This window comes from Deltaproteobacteria bacterium (assembly GCA_016874775.1).
In the GTDB taxonomy this organism is placed as follows: domain Bacteria; phylum Desulfobacterota; class Binatia; order Bin18; family Bin18; genus VGTJ01.
The window spans coordinates 1-13280 of sequence record VGTJ01000046.1; the positions used below are offsets into that span (position 1 = coordinate 1).

General features: G+C 52.9%; 11 protein-coding genes. 4 read left to right on the top strand and 7 right to left on the bottom strand.

Going from position 1 to position 13280, the window contains the following annotated elements; genetic code table 11:
* Nucleotides 1-111: 111 nt before the first annotated feature.
* The 7 genes from FJ147_09985 to FJ147_10015 form a co-directional block, all read right to left on the bottom strand.
* On the bottom strand, nucleotides 112-369 hold the full coding sequence (locus tag FJ147_09985) for a hypothetical protein (GenBank protein MBM4256214.1): 258 nt from the start codon (nucleotides 367-369) through the stop codon (nucleotides 112-114).
* Between the two features lie 386 nt (nucleotides 370-755).
* Complete coding sequence (locus tag FJ147_09990; GenBank protein MBM4256215.1) at nucleotides 756-2048, bottom strand: MFS transporter; 1293 nt, start codon at nucleotides 2046-2048, stop codon at nucleotides 756-758.
* 288 nt (nucleotides 2049-2336) lie between these two features.
* Nucleotides 2337-3122, bottom strand: a complete 786-nt coding sequence (locus tag FJ147_09995; protein MBM4256216.1) for an alpha/beta hydrolase — start codon at nucleotides 3120-3122, stop codon at nucleotides 2337-2339.
* A gap of 346 nt (nucleotides 3123-3468) precedes the next feature.
* Entirely contained in the window at nucleotides 3469-5958 is a 2490-nt protein-coding gene (locus FJ147_10000) for a sodium-translocating pyrophosphatase (GenBank protein MBM4256217.1), read from the bottom strand.
* Nucleotides 5959-6723: 765 nt separating this feature from the next.
* On the bottom strand, nucleotides 6724-7650 hold the full coding sequence (locus FJ147_10005) for a Dyp-type peroxidase (GenBank protein ID MBM4256218.1): 927 nt from the start codon (nucleotides 7648-7650) through the stop codon (nucleotides 6724-6726).
* A gap of 24 nt (nucleotides 7651-7674) precedes the next feature.
* On the bottom strand, nucleotides 7675-8307 hold the full coding sequence (locus FJ147_10010; GenBank protein ID MBM4256219.1) for a TIGR00730 family Rossman fold protein: 633 nt from the start codon (nucleotides 8305-8307) through the stop codon (nucleotides 7675-7677).
* 26 nt (nucleotides 8308-8333) lie between these two features.
* Entirely contained in the window at nucleotides 8334-8636 is a 303-nt protein-coding gene (locus FJ147_10015) for a hypothetical protein (GenBank protein ID MBM4256220.1), read from the bottom strand.
* 170 nt (nucleotides 8637-8806) lie between these two features.
* Here FJ147_10015 and FJ147_10020 point away from each other — a divergent pair, with 170 nt between their 5' ends.
* The 4 genes from FJ147_10020 to FJ147_10035 all read left to right on the top strand — a co-directional run bounded on the left by FJ147_10020 (nucleotide 8807) and on the right by FJ147_10035 (nucleotide 13273).
* Nucleotides 8807-9580 carry a DUF1295 domain-containing protein gene (locus FJ147_10020; protein MBM4256221.1) on the top strand — a complete coding sequence of 258 codons (774 nt, stop codon included), beginning with the start codon at nucleotides 8807-8809 and terminating at the stop codon, nucleotides 9578-9580.
* 109 nt (nucleotides 9581-9689) lie between these two features.
* Complete coding sequence (locus FJ147_10025; GenBank protein MBM4256222.1) at nucleotides 9690-10535, top strand: caspase family protein; 846 nt, start codon at nucleotides 9690-9692, stop codon at nucleotides 10533-10535.
* A 147-nt stretch (nucleotides 10536-10682) separates the two neighbouring features.
* Nucleotides 10683-11792: an amidohydrolase gene (locus FJ147_10030; protein MBM4256223.1), complete on the top strand. Its 1110-nt coding sequence runs from the start codon at nucleotides 10683-10685 to the stop codon at nucleotides 11790-11792.
* A 149-nt stretch (nucleotides 11793-11941) separates the two neighbouring features.
* Nucleotides 11942-13273, top strand: coding sequence for an outer membrane lipoprotein-sorting protein (locus FJ147_10035; GenBank protein MBM4256224.1), 1332 nt, complete (start codon nucleotides 11942-11944; stop codon nucleotides 13271-13273).
* Nucleotides 13274-13280 lie beyond the last annotated feature (7 nt).

The following is a 13280-nucleotide window of genomic DNA, read 5'->3' on the forward strand; positions in this document are numbered from 1 at the left end:
GTCGCCCGCGTTCATCCAGCTCTTCGACCAGACTTCGATACTTAGACCGAAGCCAGCACACAATGGTCTCGTCTCTCATCCCTGCTCTTGTGCAGAGGCTCTCCACTCCGGTCAATCACTATTGCGGTAAGTTGTTTCCTGCCACCGCCTTAGCAAACTGACGATGGTTGTGACTTGTTGCTGTTTGAGGATGGAGAAATCCTTCTCGACCGGATAGGGACCGATAACAATTTGTGGGTCGTCAGAGGCTTCGGCGATCTTACTGCGAAAGAGATTGGTGAAGGGATTGTTCGGAGTGATCAAAACCAAATACGCAGCCGCAGCGCAGAGAAATCCAGAAAGAATAAGAAGACTGAGTTTGCGGTTCATACGCCTCTCTCCGACTTTCCTAGAAGCCAGGGAATCGCCTTAGCTGGGTTATCGGTGAGCGGGAGAAATTCTTAATGACTGCCGAGGGGGAGGTGAGGATGGTTCATGTTCCATCCTCACCTCTGTGACACAGAACAATGTAGAGAAGGGAGCGGTTAGACTTTCAGCCGGAATGCATTTCCGTTCGGTACGATAGTTCCGACCGTTGGCGTCGCGAAGTGAGCGGCGAGGATCATACGGCCGGTTTCGCAATTGCGCTCCAGGAACGCGCGCCGAGTTGCGGCTGAGGCTTTGGGGTCAGTACAAAAGCCGCTGCTCCATTGCGGTTCCGACGTTTGTACTGGATGGAAAATCGCGGTCAGTGCCTCTGTACTACAAAAGCCTGGTCAATGCACTATTCCTCCGACTGGGACAACAGCCGGTGAAACGCCTTCGACTTGAATCGGTCGAACGGGAAGGGTAAGGAGGACCAGCGAGCTAGCGGCTGCGACGGCTGCGGCAACAAAAAACGGAATAAGCCAGTTTCCGTCGCTGCCAGTGAGCATATAACCCGCAGTGATGGGTCCGAGAAAACCAGCAAAGGTTCCAAGTGTATTGATCAGACCAAAGATGGCACCAGCAAGATGTTGGTTGAATTCGATGGCGACAGTCGAGTAACATGCGAGGGCCGAGTGAAAGAGTCCGTAGAAGAGAATTAGACAAGCGATACACACGGTAGAAGAAGGAACAAGGGCCGCAGCGATAAGAAACGGAATTGCCAGGGCTAGGCCGATTCCGCCCATACGCGCTCGCACGAACTGCGGACTCCAGCCGCGACGGAGAAGCCAGTCTCCTAACATGCCACCGCCGACGAGACCGATAAAAGCACTCCCTTGCAGCGGAATACCGAGCATGCCCATCACACCGAGTGCATAGCCACGTGCTTCGACGAGATAGGTTGGTATCCAAAAGAGAAACATCCAACCCACATAGGCGTAACACATATATCCGAATGCTGCCGTGAGTACCGGTAAATTGGTAAAGACCAACCGGAGTGGCAGTGCGTTTTTAGGCCGTGGCGGAATTTGCGATTCAATGTATTCACGTTCCTCTTGGGTGACACGTGGATGTGCGGCTGGGCTATCGTGCGCATACCACAGCCATACGGCCGCCCAGACGAGGCCGAACAGTGCATTCACATAAAAAACTGTCTGCCAGTCATAGTGCAAGATGATCCAGGTTGTCAGCGGATAGGCGATCATCTGCCCAGCATTGATACCTGAAATACTGAAGGTATGCGCGCGCCCGAATTCCGGTCGTGGAATCCAGCGCGAATTGATCGAGGCCGTTGCGGGAAAACTCATCGACTCAAAGACACCGACCAGAAACCGCACGGACAAGAGCAAGAAGAATGCGTTTGCTCCCCATGGCGTCAGGAGCGTAAACAAAGAGAATCCACAAAAGGCGAGCGCTAGAACTTTGCGCCCGCTCCAACGATCGGCAATCACTCCGCCGGGAATCTGCAGTAGTGCGTAGCCAATGAGAAACGCTGAGAACACCCAGCCAAACTGATCTTTGCTCCAGCCGAGGTCTTTCATCATGACCGGGGCAGCGACAGAGATATTGACGCGATCAACATAATTGATGACTGAGCCAATAAAGAGCAACCCAATCATGTGATAGCGAACTGGCAACGCCATGTTCCCTCCCTTTTTTTGCTGTGACGGACTGGGCAGGACTCTACATGGAGGGACAGTCTGGAACAAGGCTACAGGAGATAGGCTTCAGGCTGTAGGGTGGAAAGGGGAAAAGCGGAGAATGGCGCTGTGGGCTTGAGGACGCAGTGAAAAACGTAGAAGGAAGGCAGGCTATAGAAAGGAAGAACGGCGACAGCTGTAGGGGAAAATGTAGGATTACCCAGTACTCTATTTTTGACCCCTACAGCCTATGGTCTGTAGCTTACAGTCTTGTTCTCCTGACTACTTCTCTTAGCTCGGTTTTACGTCCATCAAGAAGTCAATCACTGCCTTACTAAAGACGTCATTCTGGTCACCAGCGACCATGTGACCAGCGCCTCCGACATCGGCATACTTGGCGTGCGGAACACAGTCGAGAAACTCTTTGACGGTTTCATCACTAATGACATCACTCAACTTTCCACGCACAAGCAGTGTTGGCACTTTGAGTGCACGTGAGGCTGCGAGTAACCGTTCCGGGTCGCGACGGAACCGGGCCGGGTTCATCATCTGCGGGTCCCAGTGCCAGCGATAACGGCCATCGGCGCCTAAGCGGAGATTTTTGGCGAGACCGTTCAGATCTTTGGGACGCGGTCGATGCGGAATGTAGGCCGCAACTGCATCAGCGGCCTCTTCGAGACTCGCGAATCCGTTCGGTGCACCGCCCATAAAGGCGCGGATACGGTCAACGCCTTCAGGCTCGGTGCGTGGCGTAATATCAACCAACACGACACCAGAGGCCACCGGTTCTGCTGATTCACCAATAGTGATAAGTGAGGTGATGCCGCCAAGGGAGGCACCAACGAACACCGGCTTTTGCTTGAAATGCGGCAATATGGAACGGATATCGCCCACATATTCGTCAATCACGTAGTTACCGTCAGGAGCCCAATCGGACTCTCCGTGTCCACGCAGATCTAACGTGACCGTGTGCCAACCTTGGTCTGCCAGGGTGCGAGCTGTTCCGCCCCACGCAAACCGTGTCTGTCCGCCGCCATGTAAGAACAGGATTGGCGGATGAGAAGAGTCGCCATACATGTCGCCAACAAGGTTCAATCCTGAGTGAGTTTTGTACGTTACCCGTTTTCCGGGCGCAGAAGAATTTGTATTTGCCACCAGTTTCCTCCTTTAAGGTGGTAGGAACTTCCGGCAGAATCTAGCGAAATTAACAAAAGGGGACAAGAGGTGAAGGCGGGGGGGGAAGCGGAGAGCTGGGGACACAGAGAACGAATGGGAGAGCGGGCGAATGGGCGAATGGGCGAATGGGCGATTAAGAGTGGCGGGGGTGATCGCCGGCTCTCCCATTCGCCCCTTTCAGTTTCGCTCTTTACGCAGGATGCGGGAGCGCAGATACTGCCCCTCGCATCTTGTGACAATTTCGTCATTAACTCGCGATGCGCATGCCGTAGAACGACCGCCACACGAACACGAGTGAGATAGCAAAGAACAACCCGGCTAACGTATGCGCGGTCCCGGCACTCATCGTGATTGCCAGTTCAACCGCGAGCAAGCCAAAGAGCGTGGTGAACTTGATCACCGGGTTCATCGACACTGACGACGTGTCTTTGAACGGGTCGCCGACGGTGTCACCGATGACAGTGGCCGCATGGAGGTCTGAGCCTTTTTCCTTCAGCTCGACCTCGACGATCTTCTTGGCGTTATCCCAGGCGCCACCGGCATTGGCCATGAAGATGGCTTGGAAGAGACCAAAGAGCGCGATCGACACTAAGTAGCCAATGAAGAAATAGGGTTCCAGACAGGCAAAGGCGAGGGTACTGAAGAAGATCGTCAAGAAGATATTGATCATTCCAGCCTGCGCGTATTGCGTACAAATCTCCACGACTTTTTTACTGTCTTCTACCGAGGCTTTCTCAACTCCTTCTAACTTCATGTTATTCTTAATAAACTCGACTGCGCGATAAGCTCCGGTCGAGACAGCTTGGGTTGAAGCTCCGGCGAACCAGAAAATCACGCCTCCACCGCTAATGAGTCCGAGGAGGAAAGGCGCGTGTAACAGCGACAGGAAGGCCATGTTCTCTGCTTTCAAGCCCGTCAGCAGCACGATGATGGAGAAGATCATCGTGGTGGCACCGACCACGGCGGTACCAATCAGCACTGGTTTTGCCGTTGCTTTGAAGGTGTTGCCTGCGCCGTCGTTTTCTTCGAGATAATGTTTCGCTTTCTCGAATTCTGGGAAGAAGCCGAAGTCACGGCGCACTTCTTCTTTAATATCCGGAATGTTTTCGATCAGTGAGAGTTCATACACTGATTGGGCATTGTCCGTGACTGGTCCGTACGAATCGACGGCGATGGTCACTGGTCCCATACCGAGAAAACCGAAGGCAACCAAGCCAAAGGCAAAGACTGGCGCTGGGCTGATCGAGAACTCACTTTTCATCAGTTCGCCGAGTCCCATACCGCTGACCAGATAGGCGATCCCCATGAGGCTAACGATCACTACCCCCATCCAGTACGCACTAAAATTTCCCGCCGTTAAGCCAGCTAGCACATTGAGTGAAGCTCCGCCCTCGCGGGACGAGGTCACCACTTCACGCACGTGACCAGATTCAGTCGAGGTAAAGATTTTAATCACTTCCGGGATGATGGCCCCAGCCAGCGTGCCGCAGGTGATAATAGTTGAAAGTTTCCACCAGAGGGTGCCGTCTCCCATATCACCGATCAAGACCAGCGACACGACGTAGGTCAAAATGACGGAGACAATTGACGTGATCCACACAAGTTGTGTTAGCGGTGCTTCAAAGTTCATTTGATCTGCATCGCCGTAGCGTCCTTTGGCCACCATTTCATTGAGGATGTATGAAGCCCCAGACGCGATGACCATGACGATACGCATGGTGAAGATCCATACCAACAACGGCACTTGGTATTCACTTTCAACAGCGAGGAGAATGAACGAAATGAGCGCTACCCCGGTGACGCCGTAGGTTTCAAAACCATCGGCGCTGGGGCCGACGGAATCGCCAGCGTTATCTCCGGTACAGTCGGCGATGACACCAGGGTTACGGGCATCGTCCTCTTTAATCTTGAAGACGATCTTCATCAGATCGGAACCGATGTCGGCGATTTTGGTGAAGATCCCACCGGCAATACGCAAGGCCGAAGCACCAAGCGACTCGCCGATGGCAAAGCCGATAAAGCACGAACCGGCATATTCGCCAGGGATAAACAGGAGGATGAAGAGCATGATCAACAACTCAACGCTGATCAGCAGCATCCCGATGCTCATGCCGGCTTTGAGAGGAATGGAATAGCAAGGGTAAGGTTTGCCAGCAAGCGCGGCGAAGGCGGTACGTGAATTGGCGAAGGTATTGATACGGATACCAAACCAGGCGACACCGTAACTTCCAGCGATCCCTACGAGACTGAAAAAGAGAATGATTAACACTTGGCTTGCCGGGTTGTGTTCCAGGAAGCCGAAGTAGATGACCATAATGATGCCGATCAACACTTCAAGAACAAGAATGAATTTTCCTTGGGTAATGAGATAGGTTTTGCAGGTTTCGTAGATCAGCTCTGAGATTTCATGCATCGAACGATGCACGGGCATCTTTTCTAACTCTTTGTAAATCTTCAGTCCGAAAATCAGGCCGCCGACGCAGACAATCAAACCAAGCATAAGGAACGAATGGCCATTCATGCCGAAGAACTCAGCAGTGGACAGATCGGGTAAGATTAGGTCTTTCTCGCTGGCTGAAGCTGTGGAAGCAATCAGCAGTAACGCCAAAGTAAGGAAATATCGAAGGGATCCACTCCAACTTGGATGCCAATGGGTTGGAGCCTTCTCATCATGTGAATTGCGCAAAAACGTACAGTTGCGGCCCAGGATACGTACTCCAAGGGTCAAAGACGACATTACAAGCCTCCTATGAGAGTTCCTTTGTGATATTGGCAAAGGCTAGGAATAACCCTGTCGCGTCGTGACAAACGGGATACTCAGCTCAGGTGTCCTTTACCCTTAAATGCCCAGAGCGGAAGAATAGAGTACCCATCCCAGGAGGTCAATGTGGCGTGAAGAATTCGAGTCTTACGGGAAACAATACCTGTTTTTAGCAGGTGAGGGAGCTGCTAAGAGCGGCGAGATTTGCTCTGTTCCTGATTCGAATTCATATCTCTAAAGGCGATAAGGGTGGTTTTTTCACGTGCACTTCCATCTTAATGTCGTCTAAATTCAGTATTCGACCGCTTGGGGCGCCCGATGAAACGATCATGCGGCGCGACTGGGAATTTAGCCACGTAAACAAAGCGAAGGATTCGCGGGTAAACGAACTGCTTGTGTACCACTGGTGTGGGAGGCGCGACTGGTTATTTTTTGCCAGCGATGGTAGCCGCGTGCTGTCGTCGGGATGGTGGGGCGCGATGGCAGGTACCTTGCAGTCGATACCGAGAAACACGTATCGCTGAAATTTCGCAGCCGCGTTGGCAACACGCCCGATTACGAATTCGTAGGCTGGGAGCCGCAGGCGACAGGTGTTGTGTCGAACACGGCTCAAGCCGTGGTGTCTTCCGCTCAACCTACCACAAAGGAGGACAATTTGATCGAGAAAGCCCTTTCCCCATTTCTTGACAAGACAGACACCGCGTCATTGAAGGTAGGGTCGTTGGCGAAGCTCAAAGATGATCATTTGCCGAGCGACTTCAGCACTTCTACTGACGGGGCAAAAAATGTTGCGCCAGTCACGGCTTGGGTGAAATCCATCAAATGATCATGTAACCCATCACCAGCAGTGCCAAGCATACGCTGCAACATCTTTTCTGGGATGTCGAGGTTTCTCGTGTAGGCGATAAAAAAGAGGCCAGATTCTGATACGGTGCCGTACGGGAAGCTGTGACGAACGATTTCGAGTTCTTCGCCACGCTCTTCCATGACGACACGGCTGATGTGGGCGGTCGCAGGTTTACGTTTCTCTGACAATTCTTTGCTATCCTTTTTCTTACGTCCGACCGCGCCTTCTTGCTCTTGGAGTGGGGTCGTTGCCCACTTCTTCAAGTTATGTACATAGCGCTGAGTGAAGACATAACTGCCTCCAGCGAAAGCGGCGTCTTCTTTGCCAATCAGGGCAACCTCAGTGCGGTCTTTGTTGCCTGCCGGATTCTCGGTGCCATCAATGAAGCCAGTAAGATCTCGCGAGTCGAGATATTGAAAACCGTGGACTTCGTCCATCACTTCGACCATGTCGCCAAGTTGCTCGCGCATACGCATAGCGAGTTCAAAGTTGAGATCATGGCGCTTGGAAAGGATATGGAACAGGAGATCACCGCCAGTGCTCGGCGCTCTGAGACTGCCATTTGTAATCGCGGTGAACGGGCGAAGTTTTGCCGGGCGTTTCTGGGGTGAAATCGTCTCCCAGAACCGAGAACCAAAACTCACCGTGCAAACAAGTTTTGCCCGTGGATCGAGCGCAGCGATTTTCGTGGTGAGGGTAGGGGTACTTGCGGCGACTTTGGCCACGGCTTTGCCATTGGTGGCAAGGTCGCGGACGCGCAACACAAGAAAGAGGGCATTGGGGCTTGGAGCTGGCACAATCCCGGCTTGGGGCTGGGGCATATAACAACCTCCTCAACTGATGAGTTATCGTTCGACAGTGGCAATCGCTTCCTCCGCTGTGGCCACGACGCTGTACACATCACGAAATCGTTCGTGGATGAAGGCTTCGGCGAACCCACGTGCGAACTGTTGTAACAGGCCGTCAAAGTACCCATCGGTATTCACGAAGACAATGGGCTTATGATGAAACCCGAGTTGCTTGAAGGAGATCATTTCAAGAATCTCTTCTAACGTGCCAAAGCCACCGGGAAGCGCAATGTACGCATCGCCAAATTCGTCGAGACCACGCTTCCGCGAGCGCATGTCGTCAACCGAATGCATCTCGTGGCCGTCTTGGGCGTATCCTTTCTCGATGAACTCGCTGAGAATGACCCCACGAACTTTGCCGCCGTGGGTCAGCGCGGACTGCGCAAGTGCACCCATGAGACCGATATTGCCGCCACCGTAGACCAATGTGTGCCCGCGCTGAGCAATCAAGCGGCCCATGTCGGTTGCAACGTCAAGATATTTCCGTGCGACACGTTTGCTTGACGCACAGTACACAGTGAGAGAAAGCGAACGAGCTGGTGTGGGAGAGAGCATAGGCTTCAATTTCATCAATGAAAAATTAAAAATTAAAAATGAGCAAAGAGGAAAGAAACGGTTTGCTCTCTCCATTTTGCATTTTTAATTTTGCATTTCTTCTAGAGTCCCTTTACGACCTCGTCTACGGCACTCCATTCAACGATCGGTGTCAGTCGTCGTTTGGGAATAAGACCCTGCGCTACCAAGGTGGCGAACGGCACAAAAGTCTTGGCGTGATCCTGAATGTCGAGGATCAGAATCATTTTCGGTTCTTCGTTAGAGGCCCAAGGGCCAGCCTTCAGCGTCACTCCCGGTGGAAATCCACTCTTACCCGAGAGTACGTCCTTGAACATGGCCTGTATTTTCTTGGCATTTTTCGGTGGTGAGACGTTCAACCAAATTTCATCAAGATACAGCGGCATAGGGTAGCCCTCCTTTTGGGTTGACCTTTGCTCTCTCCTACGCGCGGCATAGCATAATGCGCGCGCCGTCAAAAGAGGAATCGTCTTGATGGATACCTTTTGGTAAACAAGTGCTTTATAACCCGCAAGCCAACAAATAGGGGGGACAGGTGAGTGCATTCTTTTCGTCACTGTTACCGGGTCTTGCCGTGATTTTGGTCGCCGTAACTTTGGTGTGGCTGCTGAGTCTCGTCAAACGCGACGTCAGTATTGTCGATATTTTCTGGGGCCTCGGCTTCGTGATACTCAGCTGGTTCTATCGCTCGCTCGGACCAGAACTCACCGATCGTCATTGGGTGTTGTTGATCGTAGTGACCATATGGGGATTCCGCCTCGCGCTGCATTTGCTCTGGCGCAACTGGGGACACGAGGAGGATGCACGTTACCAAGTGATGCGAAGCTATCGCGGAGCCAACTTCTGGTGGATGAGCCTCTTTACCATTTTCTTTCTCCAAGGGGTTTTGCTGTGGCTGATTGTCATGCCGCTGGCGGTCGTGCAACTCAATGTTGGCCCTCCGTTGTGGCGCTGGACCGATGTGCTGGGGTTGTTGTGTTGGAGTATCGGCTTCTTTTTTGAGACCGTTGGTGATTGGCAACTTGCTCGTTTCAAGGCCAACCCTGCCAATCGCGGACGCGTCATGAATACCGGGCTGTGGGCCTATACGCGGCATCCGAACTACTTTGGGGATGCAATGGTGTGGTGGGGGCATTTTCTCTTGGCATTTGCGGTTCCTGGTAGCCTGTGGACAATTTTTAGCCCCGTACTGATGACTGTTCTGCTGCTGAAGATTTCGGGTGTGGCGCTGCTTGAACAAACGATCACCGAGAGGCGCCCCGCCTATCGTGACTACATTCTGCAGACCAATGCGTTTCTGCCGTGGTTTCCGAGACGCAGTTCGTCATGAGTTGCGCATGCACTCTATACCGGCGGAGACCGGGGTTTTCCCGCATGGACACCGCAAACACGCCTCTGCTACAACTTCTCCTCTCTCGCAAGAGAAAAGGGAGAAAACTATGGGGAAAAAAGCACTGCTTGTTGGTATTAATCGTTACAAGATTCCGGGCGCTGATCTGCGCGGGTGCGTCAACGACGTGAAGAATATGCAGGCCGTATTGACCCAGATGTATGGCTTCGCCAGCAAGGATATTGCCGTGTTGACTGACTTCGCCGCGACCAGCAAAGCGATGGCGGCCGCTGTCAGCAAGCTTATCCGCGATGCGCGCAAAGGGGACGTCCTGTTGCTTCATTATTCTGGGCACGGCTCAAACGTGCCTGATGCGAATGGCGACGAAGCTGACCGGCGAGACGAAATTCTCTGTCCGACAGATTTGGATTGGAAGAAGCCATTTTTGGATGACTGGTTGCGCACAACGTTGGATGGTCTTCGTGCAGGGGTGAGCTTGACGGTCATCATGGATTGCTGCCATTCGGGTTCGATTACTCGTGTGCTCGTGCCCCCTGATGCGCCGCGTATTGCTCGGTACCTGCCGAGTCCTTGGGATTTGGTTGCGACGGAATCGGGGCGTAAGTTGCGCGGTCGGGTACAAGGGAGCCTGCGGGCTTCAACCACGACTGCTCGCAAGAAGAAAGATGTGGTTAATGTGAAGATCCCCGAATTGTTGATCACTGGTTGTCGTGATACGCAAACCTCAGCCGATGCGCATATTGGTGGAGCCTTCAATGGGGCTCTCACTTATTGTTTGGTAGAAACGCTGAAAAATGCTGGCGGGAATATTTCCTACCGCAAACTGCACGAACAGACACTGAAACGGCTGAAACAGGGCGGGTTCGATCAAGTGCCGCAACTCGAAGGCCTGGGCACGAAGTTCGATCGTCCGTTCTTTTCTCCTGAACCGTAGCGGAGCCGCAAGCCGGTCTGCCCGACGAACGATTCGGGAGAGGTTGCACGCATAGAAAGAGTGGGGAACGCTGAAGCTTGTTTCTGTGAGCCCAAGTATGGTAGGACGCAACACAGAAAACTACACCAAGTAAAAAGGGAGGATGTTATGGGCCGAGCATATAACGTCATTGATTCCGATGGCCATGTACTAGAGCCACCGAATTTTTTCGTCGATTACCTTGATCCGCAATTTCGTGACCGTGCACCGCAACTCAAAGTGGATAAAGACGGTAAAGAGCGCTTGCTGATCGAAGGCAGGATGATTGGTGGGGCGAAAGGGCTGGGCTTTGCCGGTGCGATTGGTGCTCGCCAGGGGGTGACAAGCCAGGACATTCGCTATATCGAGGGCCGCAAAGGTGGATTCGATCCCCATGCCCGTATTCCTGATCTCGACCTCGATGGGATCGACGCAGTATTTCTCTATCCCACACTAGGACTGCTGTCCGGTGCAATCCAAGACCCGCCACTTGCCGCTGCGGTGTGCCGTGCCTACAACCGCTGGCTGGCGGACTATTGCAAACCGTATCCCGATCGTCTCTTTGGGGTGGCGATGCTGCCGATGCAATCGGTTGATCTGGCCATTGAAGAGATGAAGTATGCACGTAACCAGTTGGGCATGCGGAGCGGCTTCCTGCGACCGAATCCGTATAACAACCGCATGCTGAGTGATCCGTCGTATGACCCGTTCTGGACGCTGGCGCAGGATCTCGACTTTGCCATTGGTATTCATGAAGGCACTGGTGGCATGCCGGCTGTAGGTGTTGAGCGCTTTGAGAGCCCAGGCGCGAAACACATTGTGTCGCACACCGTCGAGATGATGCTCGCGAGCTTAAGCGTGATTTGGGGTGGCGTATGTGAACGCTTTCCGAAAGTCCGTTTCGCATTTCTTGAATCTGGTGGGGGATGGATTGCGCCGTGGCTCGATCGTATGGATCGGCACTTTGATGACCATGGTGTGTTCAATGACACGACGCTGAAGATGATGCCAAGTGAATATTTCAAGCGCCAGTGCTGGATCGCTTTCGAGCCCGTAGAAGGAAGTCTTGGCGTGCTTGCGGATTATCTTGGTCCAGACCGGATCCTCTGGGCCACTGACTATCCGCATCCAGATGGTTTTTTTCCTGGTGCACCCAAAATGATCGCTGATAAACTGCCAGAGAAGTATCGTCGGAAAGTGCTGGCTGAGAGTGCAACTCAGTTGTACAAGTTGAATTAAGACGATTTGCGGGTACTTGCCCCGTTCATGCTTCGACTTACTCAGCACGAACGGGGTGTTTGACCTCTGCTCGTTTCTTTCTGTCCCTCTTTGCTTCCCTTGCCTCCTTCATCTATAACCGGCGCAGCACGTCCAGCAGAGGAGGGGATATGCTCGTGCGACTGATCGTTGTTGTGACATGCCTAACGCTGGGATATCAACCTACGCTCGCTTGGGCGCAAAACCCTTCTCGCGATGGCAGGACGTGGAAGACCGTTGCCGAGCTATCACCTCAAGAGCGAGAGCGTATCGACCTGTCGACTGATACGCCACGTCACTCTCAGTTTCCGTATCTGCCAGCCGAGCCCTATCCGTTTGCCCCACCGTACACCGCTGAAGAAATGGGCTTTCGCTCGATGGAGTTTCCTCACCAACCGCGCTGGTCCTGTGTCTATGCCGATGCTGGAGCGACCATCGACCATTGGGGACACCTTATCGTTCAAAGTAAGACTGTGGGGTTGGTCGCATACCACGGCACAGAAGGATTAAAGACCGAGATCTACGATACCGCTCCTGGCGACAGCTTTGTGACCTCACTGTCGCAAGACATCGCTCCAGCCGAGAAGTATGGCAATCAGTCGCTGTTCTCGCGTTATCGCACCGATAAGACGTTCACCAAGAAGATTGACATGTTCGTGTACACCAACGGGCTCAGGCGTGTCCGACGACAGCCACAACCCCGTCGCAGTGACCGTTTCCCGAATCAGGCATTTACGTTTGATGACACGTTTGGCCGAGATGCCTGGGAGTGGTCATGGCGTATTATTGGCACCGACGTGCTTCATCAGACGCTACGGTTTCCTAAGATGAGGAAGTCGATCACGCTTACCGACGCAAACGGGCAGTTACACGATACCCCAGTGAGTGAGATCAGGCCGATGGGGAAAGGGTATACCGGTTACACCGCCGATGGTGGGGTGCCGTGCTATGTTGTCGAAGCGAAGGTGCGAGAAGACTGGCTCCCTGGATACTACGCGCCGCGAATTCTCTATTGGCTTGATCAACAGGCATTCTATCCGTTGCGGATTGAAGAGTACGATCGTGAAGGGAAACTCATCTTCATTGAAACGCGCGTGGCGGAGTTTCGTAATCCCGCACTGAAAGAGCAAGGGTACGGCATGCAAATGGATTTGTACTGGGATGTCACGACTGATTTGATGACGTATTCAACCCATGATGGCCATCAGTTACGAGAATGGACCGACGACGATCGCAAGTCGTATTTCAATCCAGACTTTCTGCGGCGCGTGTGGTTCATTGGTGGCGTGAAAAGTCAGGCAGATGTGAGTACGCCAGAAGAGTTTTTCTTACGCCCGGCGTTGCTCGAAGGCCGTTTCCCTGATGAGCGGAACATTGAGTTACCTGCGGATCTGCGTGCGCGGATTAACGCACAAGAGAAAGCAGGGCAGTTGGTCTTTAGTGAAGAACGGGTGGATCGGTAAAGGATAT

Bases quoted from the DNA above. Each gene is read 5' to 3' on its own strand.
- FJ147_10010 (MBM4256219.1), bottom strand. From the start codon at position 8,307: ATGGAGAGAGCAAACCGTTTCTTTCCTCTTTGCTCATTTTTAATTTTT.
- FJ147_10015 (MBM4256220.1), bottom strand. From the start codon at position 8,636: ATGCCGCTGTATCTTGATGAAATTTGGTTGAACGTCTCACCACCGAAA.
- FJ147_09985 (MBM4256214.1), bottom strand. From the start codon at position 369: ATGAACCGCAAACTCAGTCTTCTTATTCTTTCTGGATTTCTCTGCGCT.
- FJ147_10005 (MBM4256218.1), bottom strand. From the start codon at position 7,650: ATGCCCCAGCCCCAAGCCGGGATTGTGCCAGCTCCAAGCCCCAATGCC.
- FJ147_10025 (MBM4256222.1), top strand. From the start codon at position 9,690: ATGGGGAAAAAAGCACTGCTTGTTGGTATTAATCGTTACAAGATTCCG.
- FJ147_10035 (MBM4256224.1), top strand. From the start codon at position 11,942: ATGCTCGTGCGACTGATCGTTGTTGTGACATGCCTAACGCTGGGATAT.
- FJ147_09990 (MBM4256215.1), bottom strand. From the start codon at position 2,048: ATGGCGTTGCCAGTTCGCTATCACATGATTGGGTTGCTCTTTATTGGC.
- FJ147_10000 (MBM4256217.1), bottom strand. From the start codon at position 5,958: ATGTCGTCTTTGACCCTTGGAGTACGTATCCTGGGCCGCAACTGTACG.
- FJ147_10030 (MBM4256223.1), top strand. From the start codon at position 10,683: ATGGGCCGAGCATATAACGTCATTGATTCCGATGGCCATGTACTAGAG.
- FJ147_09995 (MBM4256216.1), bottom strand. From the start codon at position 3,122: ATGTATGGCGACTCTTCTCATCCGCCAATCCTGTTCTTACATGGCGGC.